Origin of the sequence: Streptomyces desertarenae (assembly GCF_042681365.1) — a bacterium.
Lineage (GTDB): Bacteria > Actinomycetota > Actinomycetes > Streptomycetales > Streptomycetaceae > Streptomyces > Streptomyces desertarenae.
This window is the reverse complement of sequence record NZ_JBHUFU010000002.1, coordinates 101,228-122,656: the sequence shown is the minus strand read 5'-3', so window position 1 is coordinate 122,656 and position 21,429 is coordinate 101,228. Positions and strand designations below refer to the sequence as shown.

Genomic DNA, 21,429 nt, shown 5'->3' with positions numbered 1-21,429 from the left:
CTGTGAATCAGGTGTGCACAAGTCCCCGGCGTCCACAGCCACCCCCTCGTCGTCCACTGCCGCGCCCACAGGGCCGGTGGACAAAATCTCCGCTCTGACCTGGGAATACGGAGTTATCCCCGGTTTCCACAGGCCCTACTACTACGACCACGGAGATAAAGCGCGAACTTCGATCGGAAACGGGGCCTGTGCACAACTCGGTCCGGCCGCCCTCCGCGCCCCTCCCGCCGACTTGACCCCGACCCGTCCCTCCTGTCAGCGGTGTGCGTCAGACTGGTCCCCGGCGACAAGCCGACGACGAAGACCAGCAAGGCGAGCAGCCAGCAACAGCGGGAGGCGGCTTAAGTGAAGATCCGGGTGGAGCGCGACGTCCTCGCGGAGGCGGTGGCCTGGGCGGCCCGCAGCCTCCCGGCCCGGCCTCCGGTGCCGGTTCTCGCGGGGCTCCTGCTGAAGGCCGAGGAGGGTTCGCTGAGCCTGTCCGGCTTCGACTACGAGGTCTCGGCGCGGGTCTCGGTGGAGGCGGACGTGGAGGAGGAGGGGACGGTCCTGGTCTCCGGCCGCCTCCTCGCGGACATCTCCCGAGCCCTTCCCAACCGCCCCGTCGAGATTTCCACAGAGGGTGTGCGGGTGAGCGTCGTCTGCGGCTCCTCGCGGTTCACGCTCCACACACTGCCTGTGGAGGAGTACCCGGCGCTTCCCCAGATGCCGGGCGCGACCGGCACCGTCCCCGGTGAGGTCTTCGCCGCGGCCGCCGCCCAGGTCGCCATCGCCGCCGGGCGCGACGACACCCTGCCGGTGCTCACCGGTGTGCGGATCGAGATCGAGGGCGACACCGTCACCCTGGCCTCCACCGACCGCTACCGCTTCGCCGTCCGCGAGTTCCTGTGGAAGCCCGAGACGCCGGACGCCTCCGCGGTCGCCCTGGTGCCGGCCAAGACGCTCCTGGACACGGCGAAGTCGCTCAGCGGCGGCGACGAGGTGACGCTGGCGCTGTCCGGATCGGGTGCGGGCGAGGGCCTGATCGGCTTCGAGGGCAACGGGCGGCGGACGACGACCCGCCTGCTGGAGGGCGACCTCCCCAAGTACCGCACGCTCTTCCCGACGGAGTTCAACTCCGTCGCCGTGATCGAGACGGCCCCCTTCGTGGAGGCGGTCAAGCGCGTCTCGCTGGTGGCCGAGCGGAACACCCCCGTCCGTCTGACCTTCGAGCAGGGCGTGCTGATCCTGGAGGCGGGCTCCAGCGACGACGCACAGGCTGTGGAGCGGGTGGACGCGCAGCTGGAGGGCGAGGACATCTCGATCGCCTTCAACCCCGGCTTCCTGCTGGAGGGCCTGAGCGCGATCGACGCCCCGGTCGCCCAGCTGTCCTTCACCACCTCCACCAAGCCGGCCCTGCTCAGCGGCAGGCCCGCGGTGGACGCCGAGGCGGATGAGACGTACAAGTACCTGATCATGCCGGTGCGGCTGTCGGGCTGAGCCCGGCCGGCCCGGCGGGAGCGGGAGCCGCCCGCAGCGGGCGGCCCGGCCCCGGCCGCCGGCAGCGCTTCCCGCGGGGTTCCGGCCGCCCCCTCCGGGCCCGCGCCGCGGCCCGCGGGAGGGCGTGGGACCGCCGGTTCGCGCGCATACGAGCGGGGTGTGCCCGCAGCTGTGCGCGGCACCCCCCGGCGTAGGCTCGTACCCGGGTACGCAACACCAGGACACCGAAGAAAGGCCCCCTGATGGAGCTCGGTCTCGTCGGTCTCGGCAAGATGGGCGGCAACATGCGCGAGCGCATCCGCCGCGCAGGCCACACCGTCGTCGGATTCGACCGCAACCCGGATCTCACCGATGTCCACAGCCTCCGGGAGCTCGTGGACGCGCTGCAGGCCCCGCGGGTGGTGTGGGTCATGGTCCCGGCCGGCGGCCCGACCCAGTCGACGATCGACGAACTGGGCGAGCTGCTCTCCCCCGGCGACGTCGTCGTGGACGGCGGCAACTCCCGCTGGACGGACGACGAGCGGCACGCCGAGGAGCTGGCGGCCAAGGGCATCGGCTTCGTGGACTGCGGTGTCTCGGGCGGCGTGTGGGGGCTGGAGAACGGCTACGCGCTGATGTACGGCGGCGACCCCGAGAACGTCGCCAGGGTCCAGCCGATCTTCGACGCGCTCAAGCCGGAGGGCGAGTTCGGTTCCGTGCACGCCGGGAGGGTGGGCGCGGGCCACTTCGCCAAGATGGTCCACAACGGCATCGAGTACGCGATGATGCAGGCCTTCGCCGAGGGCTGGGAGCTGCTGGAGGCCGCCGACGCCGTCACCGACGTCCGCGAGGTCTTCCGCTCCTGGCAGGAGGGCACGGTCATCCGCTCCTGGCTGCTGGACCTGGCCGTCCGCGCGCTGGACGACGACGAGCACCTGGCGGCGCTGCGCGGCTACGCGGCCGACTCCGGCGAGGGCCGCTGGACGGTGGAGGCGGCGATCGACCACGCCGTGCCGCTGCCGGCGATCACGGCCTCGCTCTTCGCCCGGTTCGCCTCCCGCCAGGACGACTCCCCGCAGATGAAGATGATCGCCGCGCTGCGCAACCAGTTCGGCGGCCACGCGGTCACCGCGGCGGCCGGCGGCGAGAAGGGCGCCGACTCCCCCGGCGCGGACGTCACCCCGCCCGTCGGCGGCTGACCGGCCCAAGGATCCGATGCACGTCACGCATCTGTCGCTGGCCGACTTCCGGTCGTACGCCCGGGTCGAGGTTCCGCTCGATCCGGGCGTCACCGCTTTCGTCGGCCCGAACGGGCAGGGGAAGACCAACCTCGTCGAGGCCGTCGGCTACCTCGCCACCCTGGGCAGCCACCGGGTCTCCTCCGACGCGCCCCTGGTGCGGCGGGGGGCGGACCGCGCGATCGTGCGGGCGGCCGTCCGGCAGGGCGACCGGCAGCAGCTGGTGGAGCTGGAGTTGAACCCGGGGCGGGCCAACCGGGCCCGGATCAACCGGTCTTCGCAGGTCAGGCCGCGGGACGTGCTGGGCATCGTGCGCACGGTGCTGTTCGCGCCGGAGGATCTGGCGCTGGTCAAGGGCGACCCCGGCGAGCGGCGGCGGTTCCTGGACGAGCTGGTGACGGCGCGCTCGCCGCGCATGGCGGGGGTGCGGGCGGACTACGAGCGGGTGCTCAAGCAGCGCAACACCCTGCTGAAGACGGCGGCGATGGCGCGCCGGCACGGCGGCGGCTCCGGAGGGGGCGCGCTGTCCACGCTGGACGTGTGGGACCAGCACCTGGCCCGGGCCGGCGCGGAGCTGCTGGCCCACCGCACGGCGCTGGTGGCCGCGTTGGGGCCGCTGGCGGACAAGGCGTACGAGCGGCTGGCGCCGGGGGGCGGGCCCGTGGTGCTGGAGTACCGCTCGCCGGTGGAGGGCACCGGCCGGGAGGAGCTCTACGAGGGCATGCTGGCGGCGCTGGCCGACGCCCGCCGCCAGGAGATCGAGCGGGGTGTGACGCTGGTGGGCCCGCACCGCGACGACCTGCTGCTGAACCTGGGAGAGCTGCCCGCCAAGGGGTACGCGAGCCACGGGGAGTCGTGGTCGTACGCGCTGGCGCTGCGCCTGGCCTCGTACGACCTGCTGCGCGGCGAGGGCAACGAGCCGGTGCTGGTGCTCGACGACGTCTTCGCCGAGCTGGACGTGCGCCGGCGCGAGCGGCTGGCGGAACTGGTGGCGCACGGGGAGCAGGTGCTGGTGACGGCGGCGGTGGAGGAGGACGTGCCCGAGACGCTGGCCGGGGCGCGGTACGCGGTCGGGAACGGGGAGGTGACCCGTCTGTGAGCGGGGACGGGCCCGTGGGGGCCGAGGGTGCGGCGGCCGGCGGGGCGAGGGTTCCGGCGCCGTCGGCGGAGCTCTCCGGGGTGGACCTGGCGCGGGTGGCGCTGCGGGCGGCCCGGGAGCAGGCCAGGGCACGCGGCGCGGCGGCGCGGCAGAAGCGGCAGGCCCGTACCGGCGGGCTGCGGTCGGGCGCGCGGCGGGACGGCCGTGACCCGCTGCCGCTGGGTGCGGCGATCGAGCGGCTGAAGACCGAACGCGGCTGGGAGATGCCGATGGCGGTCGGCGGCGTGATGGGCCGCTGGCCGGAGCTGGTGGGGCCGGACCTGGCGCGGCACTGCGTACCGCAGTCGTACGACGAGCAGGCGCGGGTGCTGTCGGTGCGCTGCGACTCGACGGCGTGGGCGACGCAGGTGCGGCTGCTGGCGCCGCAGCTCGTGGCGCGGCTCAACGCCGACCTGGGCCAGGGGTCGGTGAAGCTGATCAGGGTGCGGGGGCCGGAGGCGCCGGACACCCGGCACGGTCCGCTGCGGGCGCCGGGCAGCAGGGGACCGGGTGACACCTACGGTTGACGGGCCGCCCGGTGCCCCGGCCCGGCCGGGCGCCGCCACGCCGCGCCCGGTGCGGATGCGTCCCCTCCGTCCCGTTCCGCCACCGCCGCCTCCCCTTCTCCTCCTTCTTTCCTCCGCCTCGCCTCCACCCCGGGACCGGGCGCGGAAGGCGTCACTCCGGGAGGGCTCCGGGAGGCGTGCCGACCGTGATGGAGCGCTGACGAGCTGAAGCGCTGAATGCCGCTGTGAGCGCTCTGGGGGGCCGGTCCGCATATGGGGATTCGGCGGAGCCCGGTTCAGGGCGGCACATGCGGGCCCAGGTACCGGCAAACCCCCATCGTTGTCAGTGGTACCGGTAGACTGGAGGAACACCCGCCTCATTGCGGAACATGTCGAACGACGCAGCCGCTCCTGCAGGTGCGGAAGGGGTCCCCAGGGGGCTCCGTCTCCGGGCGCAGGGGGAGGCTTGTGCTGTGCCAGAAAGGGCGCTTCGTGGCCGATTCCGGCAACTCCAACGAAACCTACCCTGCCTCCGGCGGGGAGATCCCCGTACCGTCCGCGACCTCGTCCGCCCCCGGCGCCGGAGGCGGCGATTCGTCGTACGACGCCAGTGCGATCACGGTCCTGGAGGGCCTGGACGCGGTCCGCAAGCGGCCCGGGATGTACATCGGGTCCACCGGTGAGCGTGGCCTTCATCACCTCGTGCAGGAGGTGGTCGACAACTCCGTCGACGAGGCGCTGGCCGGCTACGCGGACACCATCGACGTGACGCTGCTGGCCGACGGCGGCGTCCGGGTCGTCGACAACGGCCGCGGCATCCCGGTGGGCATCGTCCCCTCCGAGGGCAAGCCGGCCGTCGAGGTCGTGCTGACGGTGCTGCACGCGGGCGGCAAGTTCGGCGGCGGCGGCTACGCCGTCTCCGGCGGTCTGCACGGTGTGGGCGTCTCGGTGGTCAACGCGCTGTCGACCAGGCTGTCGGTGGAGATCCGGACCGACGGCCACCGGTGGACGCAGGACTACAAGATGGGCGCGCCGGTCGCGCCGCTGCAGCGGCGCGAGGCCACCGACGAGACGGGGACGTCCGTCACCTTCTGGGCGGACGGCGACATCTTCGACACGACCGACTACTCCTTCGAGACGCTCTCGCGCCGTTTCCAGGAGATGGCGTTCCTCAACCGCGGTCTGACGATCACGCTGACCGACGAGCGGGCGGCCGCCAGGCAGACGGCGGGTGCGGACACCGCGGACGACGCCGAGGACGACAAGCCGCGCTTCGTGCGCTACCACTACGAGGGCGGCATCGTCGACTTCGTCCGCCACCTCAACTCCCGCAAGGGCGAGCCGGTCCACCCCTCGGTGATCCACTTCGAGGCGGAGGACAAGGAGCGGATGCTCTCGGCGGAGATCGCGATGCAGTGGAACGCCCAGTACACCGAGGGCGTCTACAGCTTCGCGAACATCATCCACACCCACGAGGGCGGTACCCACGAGGAGGGCTTCCGGGCGGCGCTGACCGGTCTGGTCAACCGCTACGCGCGGGAGAAGAAGCTGCTGCGGGAGAAGGACGACAACCTCACGGGCGAGGACATCCGCGAGGGCCTGACGGCGATCATCTCGGTGAAGCTGAGCGAGCCGCAGTTCGAGGGCCAGACCAAGACGAAGCTGGGCAACACCGAGGTGAAGACCTTCGTCCAGAAGATCGTCCACGAGCACTTCGGCGACTGGCTGGACCGCAACCCGAACGAGGCCGCCGACATCATCCGCAAGGGCATCCAGGCGGCCACCGCCCGGGTGGCGGCCCGCAAGGCCCGCGACCTGACGCGGCGCAAGGGCCTGCTGGAGACGGCGTCGCTGCCGGGCAAGCTGAGCGACTGCCAGTCCAACGACCCGTCCAAGTGCGAGATCTTCATCGTCGAGGGCGACTCCGCGGGCGGCTCGGCCAAGTCCGGCCGCAACCCGCAGTACCAGGCCATCCTCCCGATCCGCGGCAAGATCCTGAACGTGGAGAAGGCGCGGATCGACAAGGTTCTGCAGAACCAGGAGGTCCAGGCGCTGATCTCGGCCTTCGGCACCGGGATCCACGAGGACTTCGACATCGCCAAGCTCCGCTATCACAAGATCATCCTGATGGCGGACGCCGACGTCGACGGCCAGCACATCAACACCCTGCTGCTGACGCTGCTGTTCCGCTTCATGCGGCCGCTGGTCGAGGCCGGCCACGTCTACCTCTCGCAGCCGCCGCTGTACAAGATCAAGTGGTCGCGCGACGAGTTCGAGTACGCCTACTCGGACCGCGAGCGCGACAGCCTGATCCGGCTCGGCCGCGAGCAGGGCAAGCGCATCAGGGACGACTCGGTGCAGCGCTTCAAGGGCCTGGGCGAGATGAACGCCGAGGAACTGCGCATCACCACCATGGACCCGGCCCACCGGGTGCTGCGCCAGGTGACGCTGGACGACGCGGCCGCCGCGGACGACCTGTTCTCGATCCTGATGGGGGAGGACGTGGAGGCCAGGCGCTCGTTCATCCAGCGCAACGCCAAGGACGTCCGCTTCCTCGACATCTGAGTCGGCCGTACGCCGCAGAACGAAAAGGAACGATAGCCACCCATGGCCGACGAGACCTCCCAGACGTCCCCCGAAGGGGACGCCCCCGTCCCCGCCGTCCCCGCGGGCACGCCCGTGGTCGACGAGAGCGCCGGTGCCCGCGTGGAACCGGTCAGCCTCGAGACCGAGATGCAGCGCTCGTACCTCGACTACGCGATGAGCGTGATCGTCTCGCGTGCGCTGCCCGACGTGCGCGACGGCCTCAAGCCGGTGCACCGCCGCGTGCTGTACGCGATGTACGACGGCGGCTACCGGCCCGAGAAGGGCTTCTACAAGTGCGCCCGCGTCGTCGGCGACGTGATGGGCACCTACCACCCGCACGGCGACACCTCCATCTACGACGCCCTGGTCCGCCTGGCCCAGACGTGGTCGATGCGGATGCCGCTGGTGGACTCCAACGGCAACTTCGGCTCGCCGGGCAACGACCCGGCGGCGGCCATGCGCTACACCGAGTGCAAGATGGCCCCGCTGGCCATGGAGATGCTCCGGGACATCGACGAGGAGACCGTCGACTTCCAGGACAACTACGACGGCCGCAACCAGGAGCCGACGGTCCTGCCGTCGCGCATCCCCAACCTGCTGGTCAACGGCTCGGCGGGCATCGCGGTCGGCATGGCCACCAACATCCCGCCGCACAACCTGCGCGAGGTGGCCGCCGGCGCCCAGTGGTGCCTGGAGCACCCCGAGGCCTCCGCCGAGGAGCTGCTGGAGGCGCTGCTGGAGCGGATCAAGGGGCCCGACTTCCCCACCGGCGCGCTGGTGGTGGGCCGCAAGGGCATCGAGGAGGCCTACCGCACCGGCCGCGGCTCGATCACGATGCGCGCGGTGGTCGAGGTCGAGGAGATCCAGGGCCGCCAGTGCCTGGTCGTCACCGAGCTGCCCTACCAGGTCAACCCGGACAACCTGGCGCTGAAGATCGCCGAGCTGGTCAAGGACGGGAGGATCGCCGGCATCGCGGACGTCCGCGACGAAACGTCCTCCCGCACCGGCCAGCGCCTGGTGATCGTCCTCAAGCGGGACGCGGTCGCCAAGGTCGTGCTGAACAACCTCTACAAGCACACCGACCTGCAGACCAACTTCGGCGCCAACATGCTGGCCCTGGTCGACGGGGTGCCGCGCACCCTGTCGCTGGACGCCTTCATCCGCAACTGGGTCAGCCACCAGGTCGACGTCATCGTCCGCCGCACCCGCTACCGGCTGCGCAAGGCCGAGGAGCGCGCCCACATCCTGCGGGGCCTGCTCAAGGCGCTGGACGCGATCGACGAGGTCATCGCCCTGATCCGGCGCAGCAACACCGTCGAGGTGGCGCGCGAGGGCCTGATGGGCCTGCTGTCCATCGACGAGATCCAGGCGAACGCCATCCTGGAGATGCAGCTGCGCCGCCTGGCCGCCCTGGAGCGGCAGAAGATCACCGCGGAGCACGACGACCTCCAGGCGAAGATCGACGAGTACAACTCCATCCTGGCCTCCCCCGAGAAGCAGCGGAGGATCATCAGCGAGGAGCTCGCCGCGATCGTCGAGAAGTACGGCGACGACCGGCGCAGCAAGCTGGTGCCCTTCGAGGGCGACATGTCCATCGAGGACCTGATCGCCGAGGAGGACATCGTCGTCACCATCACCCGCGGCGGCTACGTCAAGCGGACGAAGACCGACGACTACCGCTCGCAGCGGCGCGGCGGCAAGGGGGTGCGCGGCGCGAAGCTGCGCGAGGACGACATCGTCGACCACTTCTTCGTCACCACGACCCACAACTGGCTGCTGTTCTTCACCAACAAGGGGCGGGTCTACCGGGCGAAGGCGTACGAGCTGCCGGACGCCGGGCGCGACGCGCGCGGCCAGCACGTCGCCAACCTGCTGGCGTTCCAGCCGGACGAGACGATCGCCCAGATCCTGGCGATCCGGGACTACGAGGCCGCGCCGTACCTGGTGCTGGCCACCAAGTCGGGCCTGGTGAAGAAGACTCCGCTGAAGGACTACGACTCCCCGCGCTCCGGCGGTGTCATCGCCATCAACCTCCGCGAGCTGGAGGACGGCCGCGAGGACGAGCTGATCGGCGCCGAACTGGTCTCGCCCGCGGACGACCTGCTGCTGATCAGCAAGAAGGCGCAGTCGATCCGGTTCACCGCCACCGACGACGCGCTGCGCCCGATGGGCCGTGCCACCTCGGGTGTGAAGGGCATGAGTTTCCGCGAAGGGGACGAGCTGCTCTCGATGAACGTCGTGCGAGCCGGTACGTTCGTGTTCACCGCCACCGACGGCGGGTACGCGAAGCGCACGCCCGTGGACGAGTACCGGGTCCAGGGCCGCGGCGGTCTGGGCATCAAGGCGGCCAAGATCGTCGAGGACCGGGGTTCGCTGGTGGGTGCCCTGGTGGTCGAGGAGACGGACGAGATCCTCGCCATCACCCTCGGCGGCGGCGTGATCCGGACCCGGGTCGACGAGGTCAGGGAGACCGGTCGTGACACGATGGGTGTCCAACTGATCAACCTCGGCAAGCGCGACGCCGTGGTCGGCATCGCGCGCAACGCCGAGGCGGGCCGCGAGGCCGAGGAGGTCGAGGCCGAAGCCGAGGCCGAGGACGGCACCGCGGAGGCCGCGGAGACGTCTTCCCCGGCGGCGGCCGCACAGGCCGCACAGGAAGACAACCAGGAGTAGGCAGATCGTGAGCGGGACACCACGGGCGCGGACGGCGGCGCGGGCAGAGCGCCGTCCGTCCGCGCCCGCGGGCCGGCCGCTGACGACGCTCGCTACGAGGGCGAATCCCACCGTGGGGGAACAACCGTGACCAGTGCCCACCCGCAGCCGCAGCCGCAGGCCCAGCCGAACGCGAGCGCGCCGCAGCCGCACCACCCGCCGCAGGCCTATCCGGCCCCGCCGGGCAGCACCCCGCCGCCCCGGGCCGCGCAGCCGCAGCCGCGCGGCGGCCGGAACCAGGCGACCGGCCAGACGGCCGTCCAGGACGCCCCGGACGACTTCCAGGACGTCGTGCGCAGGCCGCGCACCGACGCCCGCACCGTCCCCAGGACGCGCAAGGCGCGGCTGCGGGTGGCCAAGGTCGATCCGTGGTCGGTGATGAAGGTCGGCTTCCTGCTGTCGATAGCCCTGGGGATCTGCACGGTCATCGCGGTGGCGGTGCTGTGGATGGTCATGGACGCCATGGGCGTCTTCTCCGCCGTCGGCGGGATGGTCAGCGAGGCCACCTCCACCGACAGCGGCGGCGGCTTCGACCTGGAGGGCTTCCTCTCCCTGTCCAGGGTGCTGACGTTCACCGCCGTCGTCGCCGTGATCGACGTGGTGCTGGCCACGGCCCTGGCCACGCTGGGGGCGTTCATCTACAACATGTCGGCCGGGTTCGTGGGCGGTGTCGAGGTGACGCTCGCCGAGGACGAGTGACCGCCGGGTCGCCCCGGGCGCCGCACCCGCTCAGGCCGCGGACCACTCGATTTTGGGACGCGGCTGAAGTGCGCTAATCTTTCGGTGCAGCGCGGGGCTATAGCTCAGACGGTTAGAGCGCTTCCCTGATAAGGAAGAGGCCACAGGTTCAAGTCCTGTTAGCCCCACGGCGACCGGAAGCCCGGAACCTCTCGGAGGTTCCGGGCTTCCGGCATTCCGCCCCGGGTTCCGGTGCCCGCGCCCCCGGTCCACCGGGACCCGGTCCACCGGGACGCGGGCGGCACGCGCCGGGGCCTGTGTGCCGTCCGTCACAGCGGCGGTGTGCGGCCTCGTGAGGGGCTGTGGCACGGGGTCCGCGTCCCCCGGCCCACCGGTGCGCCGTACGGGCGTCCAGGGGCCGAGTCGGTCGCTTCGCGGCGCTGTTCGCTTGGGTATCATCGGGCGCCAGTAGGTCCCAACGTCTATGAAGGACGAGGTAGCGCGGTGAAGAAGCTTCTCCTGATCGCACTGGCCGCCGTGGGCGGGCTCCTCGTGTACCGCCAGATCCAGGCGGACCGCGCCGAGCAGGATCTGTGGACGGAGGCGACCGACTCCGTGCCCGCAGGTTCGGGCGTCTGAGAGCATCCGGAACTTCCGAGCGGAGCCCCGGCCGTCCCGGCCGGGGCTCCGCCGTGTCACGAAGGGCCTCGCGCGGCGGAGGCGCGCGGTCACCCGCGACAGGCCGGGCCCCGGCGGTGCAGGATGGCCCGGGGAACCGGAGGACGGGGCCCCGGGGGGCCCGGACCGGGCCGCCGCGCCGGACGGAGCGGCGCGGCGGTACGGGCGCGGGCACGGCCGGGACGACGGGAGGGGCTGCGGTGATGGGGCGCACGGGACGCACGGCCGGGAGCGCCGGCCTGGCCGCCGCGGCGGCGCTGTGCACGGCCGCCGTGCTGCCGGGGACGGCGGGGGCGGCGCTCCCCGCGGCGGGACCGGACGGCCTGCCCTCTTACGCCACGGCCCCCGACGCCCGGCGCGTCACCGGCAGCACGGGCGGCGGGACCCCGCCGTCCATCGAACCCGGTTTCCACACCGACGAGATCGGGCCGGGGGAGCGGAAGGACTACCGGGCCGTCCTGGACGACAGCTCCGACGTGTGGATCTCCGCCGTCGCGCTGCCCGAACCGGGCAGCGACGTCGGCGGGAACGAGGGCATCGAGGTCTCGCTGCGCTCCGCCGAAGGCGCCAACTGCGGTGAGTCCTCGGTCGACTTCGGCAGCGGGGAGTCCGCCCGGCCGATCGCCGACCACGCCTGGCGGATGATCAGGCGGGACGGCTACTGCCAGGAGGCCGGGGAGTACGTCTTCTCCGTCGAGCGCCGGGGGGCGGACCCGTCCGGTGCCTCCGCGGGCCTCGCCGGCGCCGCCGGGCGCTGGCCCCTGGAGATCCGCTTCATGCGCGAGCCGGGGCTGAAGGAGCCCGCCGACGCCTCCCCGCCCCCCATGGAGACGCCCGTGCCGCCCGCGCCGCCGACCGGGCGGACCAGGCCCCTGCGCGGCGGCACCGGCTTCAACGACGCCGCCCGCATGGACGAGGGCAACTGGAGCGACGAACTGCGGCCCGGCGAGACCCGCTTCTACCGGGTGCCGCTCGACTGGGGCCAGCGCCTCTTCACCGAGGTGGAGTTCGGGGCGGCGGGCTCCGGGAACGCCCCGTATGTCGGCAACGCCCTGCGGGTGGACTTCTACAACACCGCACGCGGCCGGATCACCACCCAGTCCCAGGGCTACCAGGCCGCCAGGCCCGCCCGGCTCTCCGTGGCGAGCCAGCGCGTCGCCTACGCCAACCGCTACGCGAGCGGGACGGAACTCGGCGACACGCGCTTCGCCGGGTGGTACTACATCGCGGTGCACGCCCACGAGGACCTGGCCGGGAGCGTCGACGGCGCGGTTCCGCTGGTGCTGCGCACCCGCGTCGAGGGCGCTCCGCGGCCCGGACCCGGATACGCCGGGGACGCCGCCCGCGAGGGCTTCGGGGTGGCCGCGGACGGCCCCGTATCCACCGCCCGGGAACGGAGCGCGGCGGCCCGGGAGGCGGGGGCCGGGAGCGGTGGGACCCTGCGGGTGGTGGGCTGGGCCGGCATCGGGACGGGGGTCGCGCTGCTGGCCGGCCTCGGCCTGTGGACCGTCCTGGCCAGGCGGGGCGCCGCCCGCGCCCGCTGACCCCGCGCCCGCCCCGGGATCAGGCCTGGCCGAGGGCCCAGAGGCCCACGGCGATGCAGAGCAGGGCGAGGGCCAGGACGGGGAGGGCCACCGCGGGGGGCGGACCGGGCTTCCGCGCGGGCACCGCGCGGTGCGAGGCGCGTCCGGGCGCCCCCGCCGCCCGTACGGACGGCGGCGGCTCGGACGGCGGCGGTGCGGACGGCGGGGGTGCAGGCTCCGGGTGAGCGGTGACGGGCACGGAGGCGGGCGGGTGGCCGGCGGTGTAGGGCCGGGTCGGGGGCGCCACCGCGCGGGGCGGGTCCCCGTACGGGTCCCCGTACGGGTCCGCGTACGGGTCCCGGCGGGGCTCCGGGGGCGGGGACGGCGCCGGGTACGGGAGGGGCGGCCGGTGCGGCTCGCCCCCGGGGACCGTTCGAGGCGTCGGCGCGGGATCCGGCGCGGGCCCGGGGTGATGCGCCGGCGGTGCCTGCTCCGGGGGCCGGGGCACCTCCCGGACGGGCGGCGGCAGGGGGAAGCCGCCGGTGTCCGGCGACGGTGCCGGCGGCTTCACCGGCCGGGACGGCGGGGTCGGCGGGGCCGGCGGCCCCGCGGGCGGAGGCTGCGGGGCGCCGTGCCGCCCGGCGGACGCGGGGCGTCCCCCGGAGCCGTGCCCGCCGGGCACGCCCGGACCGCCCGGCCGCTCGGGGCCGTCCGGCCCGAAGCCCGGCGGCAGCGGGCCCACCTGGTCGAAGACCTCGACGGCCTCCTCCTCCGCGGCGGGGTCCTCCGGCAGCAGCTCCACCGCGGCCGCCAGCGCCTTCCGCACCCCCGTCGCCGTGCGGAACCGGTGGTCCGGATCGGGGTGCAGCAGGGTTCCCAGCACCTGCCACAGCGGCTCGGGGACGCCCTGCGGCGTGGGCGGGATCCCGTCGGCGTAGGCCTCCACCAGCGCCCGGGAGTCCGGTTTCCGGCCGGTGAGCAGGTACACCGCGACCAGCCCGACCGCGTACAGGTCGGCGGGGAAGTCGGGTTCGGCGCCCAGGAGTTGCTCGGGGGCGAAGTAGCCGGGCGTGCCCATCACGTAGTCGGCCTCGGTCAGCCGGGGTTCGCCCTTGCGCATCGCGATGCCGAAGTCGGACAGCCGCAGGTGGGGACGGCCGGTGCCGGTGGCGTCCAGCAGCACGTTGGCGGGCTTGACGTCGCGGTGCACCACGTCCTCGGCGTGCACCGCGGTCAGGCCCGACAGCAGCTGGTCGAGCAGGACGCACACGTACGCCGGGGGCAGCGGCCCGTAGTCGCCGATGAGGTGGGCGAGCGAGCCACCGCGGACGAGGTCCATGGTGAACAGGACCTTGTCGTCGTCGGCGGCCCAGCTCATGGGGGCCAGCACGTGGGGGTGGTCGATGCGCAGCGCCTGCTCGCGGACGAACCGCAGCAGGGTGTGCGCGTCGCTCTGCTGGAGGACCTTGGCCGCCACGTAGCGTCTGCGCCGGTGGTCCCAGGTGCGCCAGACGGCGCCCACCCCGCCGCGTCCGATCGGGTCGACCAGCTCGTACCGGCCAGCGAAGACCTCACCCATCGCGCCGTGCCCGCCCCTGTCCGTGTGTCCGCGTTCCCGCGTGTCCGCGCGCCCGTCACGTCCGCCGGCCGCCCCGGCCCGGACGGCCGGGCTCAGGCCTGGTGCGCCTCGTAGTGCCGGACCGCGTCCGCCGTCTTCCCGGCGCCGTACACCCGGAGGAACTCTGCCAGTTCGGGGTGGGTGGGGGCGAGGGTGCCCGCGGCGTCGATGATGTCGGCCGCGTCGGACACCGAGCGCAGCAGCGCCTGGATCTCGCGCACGACGCGCTTGACGGTCGTGGCCTGTCCGCCGGAGGGGGTGATCTGGGAGGCGGTGCTCAGCACGTTGCCCCCCGCGGTGCGGCGGATCTCGTCCATGCGCTGGGTCGCCTCGGCGGCGGTGACCACGCCCTTGCTCACCTCGCCGGCCAGCTCCTGGAGCGCCTGGACCCGCTGGACGACGGCCGGGTTGCCTATCTTCGCGCGCTGACCGCTCATCAACTGGGAGAGCATGGGCGCGGAGAGCCCCAGCACGGTCGCGAGCCTGGCCTGGTTGAGGCCGAGGTCGTCGATGAGCCTCCGGAAGAGGACGCCCAGGGGCTCCCCGTACCACTGGCTCTGGAGTTCCCTTGCCCTCGCGGTGGCCTCCTGCTGTGCTGCGTCCATCGCATCTCCCCTGTGTCCCCGTGTCCGCTTCGCTCAAGCGAACTTGCGGAGCATCCTACGGAGCGCGCGGGCGCGTATCGATACCCGGTCGGAACCGACCCCGGACATTGGGTACTCTGGTGACGGCGGGGCTTTAGCTCAGTTGGTAGAGCGCTGTCTTTGCATGGCAGATGTCAGGGGTTCGACTCCCCTAAGCTCCACACGCACACAGGCCCGGTGCCGGAAACCACGATGGTTCCCGGCGCCGGGCCTGCGGCGTTGCCGGGGTGCTCCGTCCCGCGCCGTCACCGGCCGCCACCGGGGCCGGGGCCGCCGCGGGGGCGGCGGACGACGGGCGGGCGGGACGCGGGGCCGTCAGCGCTCCTCTTCCGCCGCCGCGGTCTCCGCGTCGGCGGTGTCGGCGGTGCCGGAGGAGGCGTCGGCGGCCACGTCGGAGTCGGTCGCGCCGGAGTCGGAGCGGTGCCCGGCCTCGGGCTCGGGGTTGCCGCCGCTCTCCATGAGGGCCTCGCCGCCGCTGATCTCGGTGGCGGCCGGGGGTTCGACCAGCCAGTCGGGGCTGGACTGCTTCTCCCACCACTTCCACACGGCCGCCGCGCCGCCGGCGACCACGCCGATCACCGCCAGCTTCCTGAAGGCCCGGCCCGTACGCGCCCGGCGGGTCCTGCGGCGCGCGATCCGGCGGATGTCCTCGGCGGTCAGCTCGCCGCGCAGCGCGGCGACGGCGGCCGCGGAGCGCGCCGCGGCCGCCTCCCGGACCGGTCCGGCGGCGGCCCGGGCGGCCTCGACGCGGGGGGCGGCGTACTCGCCCGCCGTGCGCGCGACCTCCCGGGTGCGCTGGGCCGCCCGGGCGGCGGCCGTGTCGACGGCCGGCGGCAGCGTCTCACGGGCCTGCACCAGCCGGGGGGCGACATGGGCGGCGTACTGTCCGTACACGGTGGACCTGGCCTGTCCGGCCGCCAGGGCGACCTTCGGCGCCACCGCTTCCGCGGCGTGCCGCACGGTCTCCCTCGCGTTGTCGGTCGCGCTGCGCACGCTGTCCATGCGGGTCACGGGATCTCCTCCTCGTCGGTGGCATGTGTCTTCCGCCTTCCACCCATGAGGAAGATCATGCCTTCGCAACAGCGGCGAGGCATGCCCCAACGGGCATCCGGGCTATAGCGGATTCCGGGCCGCACAACGCCGCGGAAGCGGCGCCGCCGCCGGGGCGCGCCGGGCTGTGCGAGGATCGGAGGGTTCCGAACAGGCAGATGGAAGGTAGATCGTGGCCGAGCAGCTGTACGCCACCCTGAAGACCAACCACGGCGACATCACCGTCCGGCTCTTCCCGGACCACGCGCCGAAGACGGTCAAGAACTTCGTCGAGCTCGCCGAGGGCCAGCGCGAGTGGGTTCACCCGGCCACCGGGGAGAAGTCCACCGGCAGGCTGTACGACGGCACGGTCTTCCACCGCGTGATCAGCGGTTTCATGATCCAGGGCGGTGACCCGCTGGGCAACGGCACCGGGGGCCCGGGCTACGAGTTCGGCGACGAGTTCCACCCGGACCTGGCCTTCAACAAGCCGTACCTGCTGGCGATGGCCAACGCCGGGCCGGGCACCAACGGCTCCCAGTTCTTCATCACCGTCGCCCCGACGGCCTGGCTGACGGGCAAGCACACGATCTTCGGCGAGGTCGCGGACCAGGCGGGCCAGAAGGTCGTGGACGCCATCGCCGCGGTGCAGACGAACCCGCGCACCGACCGTCCGCTGCAGGACGTCGTGATCGAGTCGGTCGTCGTCGAGCGCCGCTGAGGCGTTCGGGGAACCCGCCGCCCCGCCCGTCCGTAGGACGGGTGGGGCGGTGCTCTCCGCGGGGTCCGCGGCCCGTACGGGCGGCCGCACCCGCGTTCCGCGTACGAGGGGGTCGAGGGGTGGCCATGGATGACCGGCAGGGCCGGCAGGACGGGCCGGGGCCGGCGGTGAGGCACTGCTACCGGCACCCGGAGCGGGAGACGGGCATCTCGTGCGTCCGCTGCGAGCGGCCGATCTGTCCCGCGTGCATGGTGCCGGCGTCCGTCGGCCACCAGTGCCCCGAGTGCGTGCGCGAGGGATCCGGGACGGGCCACGGGCCGGACGCCTCCCGGCCGCGCACCCTGGCGGGCGGCGCGGTCACGTCGGACCCGCGCCTGGTCACCAAGGTGCTGCTGGGGATCAACCTGGCGGTCTTCGTGCTGGTGCACGCCTACGGCGACCGGTCCCTGCTCGCCTCGCTGACGATGCTGGGCCACGCCTACGACCCGGTCGCCGGCGAGGTGGTCGGGGTCGCGGACGGCGAGTGGCACCGCATGCTGACCTCGGCCTTCCTCCATTGGGAGATCTGGCACATCGGCTTCAACATGCTGGCCCTGTGGTGGCTCGGCCCGCAGTTGGAGGCCGCCCTGGGCCGCTGGCGGTACCTGGCGCTGTACCTGCTGTCCGCGCTGGGCGGCAGCGCGCTGGTGTACGCGGCCGAGTCGCCGGCCCAGGGGTCGCTGGGCGCCTCCGGCGCGGTCTTCGGGCTCTTCGGGGCGACGGCCGTGCTGATGCGGCGCATGCGGTACGACATGCGCCCGATCCTGGTGCTGCTGGCGATCAACCTGGCCTTCACCTTCGCCATGCGCACCAGCATCTCCTGGCAGGCGCACGTCGGCGGCCTGGTGGTGGGAGCCGTCGTGGCGTACGCGATGGTGCACGCCCCGCGCCGCAGGCGGGCACTGGTGCAGTACGGCACCATGGCGGTGGTGCTGCTCGCCGTGGTGGCGGTGTGCGTGGTGCGCACGGCGCAGCTCGTCGGCTGAGCCGGCCGCCGCGGCCCCGGAGCGGCCGTGGGGCGGTTGCGCCGCGCCCCCGCTCCGGGTGCGGAAGCGGGGGCGGAACGGCTCGCCCGGCGCGGGCCGGCGGGTTGCGGCCGGAGCCCGGCCGGGGGCAGCGAACAGAAGCTGTGGCCAGAGGTTATCCACAGCATGTGACGGATCTTGTGCATGGTGTGGGCGGGCCGGAGCGGTGCCCCGTGTTCCCGCACGCCGGCGCGTTTGCCCAGGAAGACCGTGGTCCGCCGGTGCGTCCGGCGGGGACCGCCCACTGCGGACGAGGGCGGTCCGAAAAAGTTATCCACAGATCTTCGTAAGTTTTCCCAGGGCTGTGGAAGGGCTGTGGATAACGTGTTCGACCGTAGCCGTCCGGGGGTGCCCGGCGGCTACTTCCACTGGGTGGAGACGACGAACCCCGCCGCGATGAAACCGAAGCCGACGACGATGTTCCAGTTGCCGATCGACTTGAGCGGCAGGTCGCCCGTCGTGACGTAGAAGACGACGATCCAGGCGAGCCCGATCAGGAACAGCGCCAGCATCAGCGGCGCGACCCAGCTCCGCCCGGACGCGAAACTGATGTTCGTGGCCTGCTTCGCCGGCGGCGGCGTGAAATCGTCCTTCTTGCGGATCCGTGACTTCGGCACGAGGGACTCTCCTGTCGATGCGCTGCGTGACCGCGCTGGCTTCTGTTCCTGACGATCCCACCCCGGCGGCGTCCGGGACGTCAGTCCGGGAGGATGCCGGGGAGGGGACGCTGCTTGGTTCCGTTAGCGTAGTACTTCCGCGTGCTGGAAGGAGACAAGGGTAAGGTGACCAGTTCTCGCTTCCGGCCCCTCCGGCGCCCGAAACCGCTCCGGATCGCGACCGCCGGCGTCTTCGCCCTGGCGGGCTTCCTGTTCTGGGTCAGCTTCAACACCGCCCAGGGCATCGACCTGCGCAGCGACGACTCCATGCTGCGCCTGTCCGACCTCATCCAGGAGCGCAGCCGCTCCAACCAGGCGCTGGACTCCTCCGTGGCCGGGCTGCGCAGGGAGATCGACGGCCTGGCCCGGCGCGACAGCGGCGGCACCGAGGCCGAGAAGCGCGCCTACGAGGACCTGGAGCGGACCGCGGGCACCCGTGAGCTCTCCGGGGCCGGCCTCACCGTCACCCTCGACGACGCCCCGCCCGACGCCACCGCCCGGATGCCCGGCATCCCCGACCCCCAGCCCAACGACCTCGTCGTCCACCAGCAGGACCTCCAGGCCGTGGTCAACGCCCTGTGGGCCGGGGGAGCCCGCGGCATAAAGGTCATGGACCAGCGGCTGGTCTCCACCAGCGCGGTGCGCTGCGTCGGCAACACCCTGATCCTGCAGGGCCGCCTGTACTCCCCGCCGTACACCATCACCGCCGTGGGCGGCACCGAGGAGCTGCGCGAGGCGCTGGACCGGGCCCCGGCGGTGCGGAACTACCGCGAGTACGTCGACGCCTACGGCCTGGGCTGGTCGGTGGAGGAGCACGAGGAGGTGGCGCTCCCCGGCTACTCGGGGGCGGTCGACCTCCGCCACGCCCGCCCGGTGGAGGACTGAGGACCGCCTCCCGGCCGGGGGCCGGGAGCCGCGGCGGCCCCCGGGAGCAGGTGGCGTCCGACGCATTGGCCCGCTTGCGCCCCCCGGCGGGCCCGCCTACCCGTACTCTGGTGCGCGAGAGAACAGAAGGGACGGCTACACGGCATGTACGGCTGGATCTGGCGGCATCTGCCGGGCAACGCGCTCGTACGGGCGCTGCTGTCGCTCGTGCTGGCCCTGGCGGTTGTCTTCGTGCTCTTCCAGTACGTCTTCCCCTGGGCTGAGCCGCTGCTGCCGTTCGGGGACGGGACCCTCGACGAGGGCGGGACCGGAACGGGGCGGAACGGATGAGCGCGCGCATCCTGGTCGTCGACAACTACGACAGCTTCGTCTTCAACCTCGTCCAGTACCTCCACCAGCTCGGCGCCGAGTGCGAGGTGCTCCGCAACGACGAGGTGCGCACCGCCGACGCGAGCGCGGACCGCTTCGACGGGGTGCTGCTCTCGCCGGGACCCGGGACGCCAGAGGAGGCCGGGGTCTGCGTCGACATGGTCCGCCACTGCGCCCGGACCGGGCTGCCGGTCTTCGGCGTCTGCCTGGGGATGCAGTCCATGGCGGTGGCCTACGGCGGTGTGGTGGACCGGGCGCCGGAGCTGCTGCACGGCAAGACGTCCCCGGTCAGCCACGAGAACGGCGGCGTCTTCGCCGGGCTGCCCTCCCCCTTCACCGCCACCCGCTACCACTCGCTCGCCGTCGGGCCCGGCACCCTCCCCGCGGAGCTGGAGGTCACCGCGTGGACGGAGACCGGCGTCGTGATGGGCCTGCGCCACCGTGAACTGCCGGTGGAGGGCGTGCAGTTCCACCCCGAGTCGGTGCTCACCGAGTGGGGGCACCTGATGCTCGCCAACTGGCTGGCCAGGTGCGGCGACACGGAGGCCGTGGAGCGTTCGCGGGGGCTGGCCCCCGTGGTAGGGGCGTGACGGCCCTGCGTCCGGAGAGCACCTGGGAGGAACCGCCCGCCGGACGCCACCGCGCCGACCGGTACACCGAGCCGTACGCCGGTCCCCGCGGTGGGCGCGGCGGGGCCGACGGGCCCGGTCTGCCGTACGGCACGCCGCACGACCCGTACGCCGACCCGGTGGAGCGGCAGGCGTTCGAGGCCGCGGTGGAACAGCTCGCCGATCCCCTGAACGACCCTCTGCCGGGCCGGGAGCCGACGGCCGGGGTGCCGGGTCCGGAACCGTTCCCCGGGGTCCGCCCGGAGGCGTACGCGCCGCCCCGCGGGCCCGCGGCGCACCCCGGGCCGTATCCGCCGGGCCCCGCCGCCTTCACCCCGGCGCCTCCCCCCTCGCCGGCCGCCTCGCCCCCCGGGCCCGGACCGCACGGGGTGCCCGCCGGCGACGACGGCACGATGGCCCTGCGGCAGGTGCGGGACGAGGCGGCGGACCGGCCCGGACGGACCGACGAGACGATGGCGCTGCGGCGGCTGCGGGAGCCGGCCCCGCCGGTCGTGCACGGGGAGCACGGTGCGCACGGGGGGCGCGACGCGTACGGGGACGGCGGGGAGCGGCCCCCGTCGCCCCCACCCGGCGGCCGGGCCGCCCGGCGCCGGGCCCAGCGCGCCGCCCGGGAGAGCCCGGCGGTGATGGCCAGCCGCATCGCCGGCGAGCTGTTCATCACCCTGGGCGTGGTGATGCTGCTGTTCGTGTCGTACCAGCTGTGGTGGACGAACGTCATCGCCGACCGGCACGCGGGCAACGAGACCAGGAAGCTCGAGGAGCAGTGGGGGGACGAGAAGAAGGAGGCCCGCGACCCCGGGGCCTTCTCGCCCGGCGAGGGCTTCGCGATCATGCACATACCCCGGCTGGACGTGAAGGTGCCCATCGCCGAGGGCATCGACGAGAACGGCGTCCTGGACCGCGGCATGGTCGGCCACTACGGCGAGGAGCCGCTGAAGACGGCGATGCCCTGGGACGAGAAGGGCAACTTCGCGGTGGCCGGCCACCGCAACACCCACGGCGAGCCGTTCCGGTACATCAACAGGCTCGACCCCGGCGACCCCATCGTGGTGGAGACGCGGGACACCTACTACGTCTACGAGATGACCAGCCGCCTCGACTCCACCCCGCCCTCCAACGTCGGCGTCATCGGGCCGGTGCCCCCGGGCTCCGGCTTCACCGGTCCGGGCCGGTACATCACGCTGACCACCTGCACGCCCGAGTTCACCTCCAAGTACCGCCTGATCGTGTGGGGGAAGCTGGCCGAGGAGCGTCCGCGGAGCGAGGGGAAGCCGGACGCACTGGTCCGATAGCCTGCGCG

Annotated in this window: 19 protein-coding genes and 2 tRNA genes; 17 read left to right on the top strand and 4 right to left on the bottom strand. The window is 73.2% G+C overall.

The features are described from left to right. The first annotated feature begins 345 nt into the window (after positions 1–345). The 10 genes from dnaN to ACFSJS_RS04660 all read left to right on the top strand — a co-directional run bounded on the left by dnaN (position 346) and on the right by ACFSJS_RS04660 (position 12,535). Positions 346–1,476: a DNA polymerase III subunit beta gene (gene dnaN, locus ACFSJS_RS04705; protein ID WP_380897051.1), complete on the top strand. Its 1,131-nt coding sequence runs from the start codon at positions 346–348 to the stop codon at positions 1,474–1,476. 242 nt (positions 1,477–1,718) lie between these two features. Continuing rightward, complete coding sequence (gene gnd / locus ACFSJS_RS04700; RefSeq protein WP_380897049.1) at positions 1,719–2,654, top strand: phosphogluconate dehydrogenase (NAD(+)-dependent, decarboxylating); 936 nt, start codon at positions 1,719–1,721, stop codon at positions 2,652–2,654. Positions 2,655–2,670: 16 nt separating this feature from the next. Next, positions 2,671–3,792 carry a DNA replication/repair protein RecF gene (gene recF, locus ACFSJS_RS04695; RefSeq protein WP_380897047.1) on the top strand — a complete coding sequence of 374 codons (1,122 nt, stop codon included), beginning with the start codon at positions 2,671–2,673 and terminating at the stop codon, positions 3,790–3,792. 14 nt (positions 3,793–3,806) lie between these two features. Then, the gene (locus ACFSJS_RS04690; protein WP_380897578.1) at positions 3,807–4,358 is read left to right on the top strand and encodes a DciA family protein; all 552 of its coding nucleotides are present in this window, start codon (positions 3,807–3,809) and stop codon (positions 4,356–4,358) included. Positions 4,359–4,805: 447 nt separating this feature from the next. Continuing rightward, positions 4,806–6,902 carry a DNA topoisomerase (ATP-hydrolyzing) subunit B gene (gene gyrB, locus ACFSJS_RS04685; RefSeq protein ID WP_380897045.1) on the top strand — a complete coding sequence of 699 codons (2,097 nt, stop codon included), beginning with the start codon at positions 4,806–4,808 and terminating at the stop codon, positions 6,900–6,902. Between the two features lie 42 nt (positions 6,903–6,944). Then, positions 6,945–9,596 (top strand): DNA gyrase subunit A, encoded by a 2,652-nt coding sequence (gene gyrA / locus ACFSJS_RS04680; protein WP_380897043.1) that lies wholly within the window; start codon positions 6,945–6,947, stop codon positions 9,594–9,596. Between the two features lie 126 nt (positions 9,597–9,722). Then, on the top strand, positions 9,723–10,334 hold the full coding sequence (locus ACFSJS_RS04675) for a DUF3566 domain-containing protein (protein ID WP_380897041.1): 612 nt from the start codon (positions 9,723–9,725) through the stop codon (positions 10,332–10,334). A 93-nt stretch (positions 10,335–10,427) separates the two neighbouring features. Further along, positions 10,428–10,501: transfer RNA gene (locus ACFSJS_RS04670), tRNA-Ile, on the top strand. 316 nt (positions 10,502–10,817) lie between these two features. Beyond that, positions 10,818–10,952 (top strand): DLW-39 family protein, encoded by a 135-nt coding sequence (locus ACFSJS_RS04665; protein WP_217655894.1) that lies wholly within the window; start codon positions 10,818–10,820, stop codon positions 10,950–10,952. Between the two features lie 242 nt (positions 10,953–11,194). Then, a complete protein-coding gene (locus tag ACFSJS_RS04660; RefSeq protein WP_380897039.1) occupies positions 11,195–12,535 on the top strand; it encodes a hypothetical protein in 1,341 nt (446 codons plus the stop codon). 19 nt (positions 12,536–12,554) lie between these two features. Here the strand turns inward: ACFSJS_RS04660 and ACFSJS_RS04655 are convergent, their stop codons facing one another. Continuing rightward, positions 12,555–14,093, bottom strand: coding sequence for a serine/threonine-protein kinase (locus tag ACFSJS_RS04655; RefSeq protein ID WP_380897037.1), 1,539 nt, complete (start codon positions 14,091–14,093; stop codon positions 12,555–12,557). A gap of 92 nt (positions 14,094–14,185) precedes the next feature. After that, the gene (locus ACFSJS_RS04650; RefSeq protein ID WP_380897035.1) at positions 14,186–14,737 is read right to left on the bottom strand and encodes a DNA-binding protein; all 552 of its coding nucleotides are present in this window, start codon (positions 14,735–14,737) and stop codon (positions 14,186–14,188) included. A gap of 127 nt (positions 14,738–14,864) precedes the next feature. Between ACFSJS_RS04650 and ACFSJS_RS04645 the strand changes: the two genes are divergently transcribed. Next, positions 14,865–14,937 (top strand) — tRNA-Ala (locus tag ACFSJS_RS04645). Between the two features lie 154 nt (positions 14,938–15,091). Here ACFSJS_RS04645 and ACFSJS_RS04640 read toward each other — a convergent pair. Further along, positions 15,092–15,787 carry a DUF5324 family protein gene (locus ACFSJS_RS04640; protein WP_380897034.1) on the bottom strand — a complete coding sequence of 232 codons (696 nt, stop codon included), beginning with the start codon at positions 15,785–15,787 and terminating at the stop codon, positions 15,092–15,094. Positions 15,788–15,998: 211 nt separating this feature from the next. Between ACFSJS_RS04640 and ACFSJS_RS04635 the strand changes: the two genes are divergently transcribed. Both ACFSJS_RS04635 and ACFSJS_RS04630 read left to right on the top strand, forming a co-directional pair. Next, positions 15,999–16,526: a peptidylprolyl isomerase gene (locus tag ACFSJS_RS04635; RefSeq protein WP_380897031.1), complete on the top strand. Its 528-nt coding sequence runs from the start codon at positions 15,999–16,001 to the stop codon at positions 16,524–16,526. Positions 16,527–16,651: 125 nt separating this feature from the next. Next, positions 16,652–17,551, top strand: coding sequence for a rhomboid family intramembrane serine protease (locus ACFSJS_RS04630; RefSeq protein ID WP_380897028.1), 900 nt, complete (start codon positions 16,652–16,654; stop codon positions 17,549–17,551). 398 nt (positions 17,552–17,949) lie between these two features. Here ACFSJS_RS04630 and crgA read toward each other — a convergent pair whose 3' ends face one another. Continuing rightward, positions 17,950–18,207, bottom strand: coding sequence for a cell division protein CrgA (crgA, locus tag ACFSJS_RS04625; protein ID WP_380897026.1), 258 nt, complete (start codon positions 18,205–18,207; stop codon positions 17,950–17,952). Positions 18,208–18,372: 165 nt separating this feature from the next. Here crgA and ACFSJS_RS04620 point away from each other — a divergent pair, with 165 nt between their 5' ends. From ACFSJS_RS04620 to ACFSJS_RS04605, 4 genes are all read left to right on the top strand, one after another. Beyond that, positions 18,373–19,131, top strand: a complete 759-nt coding sequence (locus tag ACFSJS_RS04620; RefSeq protein WP_380897023.1) for a DUF881 domain-containing protein — start codon at positions 18,373–18,375, stop codon at positions 19,129–19,131. Between the two features lie 144 nt (positions 19,132–19,275). Next, positions 19,276–19,461 (top strand): hypothetical protein, encoded by a 186-nt coding sequence (locus tag ACFSJS_RS04615; protein ID WP_380897021.1) that lies wholly within the window; start codon positions 19,276–19,278, stop codon positions 19,459–19,461. Beyond that, on the top strand, positions 19,458–20,090 hold the full coding sequence (locus ACFSJS_RS04610) for an aminodeoxychorismate/anthranilate synthase component II (RefSeq protein ID WP_380897019.1): 633 nt from the start codon (positions 19,458–19,460) through the stop codon (positions 20,088–20,090). Before ACFSJS_RS04615 ends, ACFSJS_RS04610 begins: the two co-directional genes overlap by 4 nt. After that, positions 20,087–21,421, top strand: coding sequence for a class E sortase (locus ACFSJS_RS04605; RefSeq protein ID WP_380897017.1), 1,335 nt, complete (start codon positions 20,087–20,089; stop codon positions 21,419–21,421). The genes ACFSJS_RS04610 and ACFSJS_RS04605 overlap by 4 nt, the downstream gene beginning before the upstream one ends. The last annotated feature ends 8 nt before the right edge of the window (positions 21,422–21,429 follow it).

Excerpts from the sequence above, each read along its gene's own strand:
- gnd (WP_380897049.1), top strand. The coding sequence starts at position 1,719 with ATGGAGCTCGGTCTCGTCGGTCTCGGCAAGATGGGCGGCAACATGCGC.
- recF (WP_380897047.1), top strand. The coding sequence starts at position 2,671 with ATGCACGTCACGCATCTGTCGCTGGCCGACTTCCGGTCGTACGCCCGG.
- gyrA (WP_380897043.1), top strand. The coding sequence starts at position 6,945 with ATGGCCGACGAGACCTCCCAGACGTCCCCCGAAGGGGACGCCCCCGTC.
- ACFSJS_RS04660 (WP_380897039.1), top strand. The coding sequence starts at position 11,195 with ATGGGGCGCACGGGACGCACGGCCGGGAGCGCCGGCCTGGCCGCCGCG.
- ACFSJS_RS04655 (WP_380897037.1), bottom strand. The coding sequence starts at position 14,093 with ATGGGTGAGGTCTTCGCTGGCCGGTACGAGCTGGTCGACCCGATCGGA.
- ACFSJS_RS04650 (WP_380897035.1), bottom strand. The coding sequence starts at position 14,737 with ATGGACGCAGCACAGCAGGAGGCCACCGCGAGGGCAAGGGAACTCCAG.
- ACFSJS_RS04630 (WP_380897028.1), top strand. The coding sequence starts at position 16,652 with ATGGATGACCGGCAGGGCCGGCAGGACGGGCCGGGGCCGGCGGTGAGG.
- ACFSJS_RS04615 (WP_380897021.1), top strand. The coding sequence starts at position 19,276 with ATGTACGGCTGGATCTGGCGGCATCTGCCGGGCAACGCGCTCGTACGG.
- ACFSJS_RS04610 (WP_380897019.1), top strand. The coding sequence starts at position 19,458 with ATGAGCGCGCGCATCCTGGTCGTCGACAACTACGACAGCTTCGTCTTC.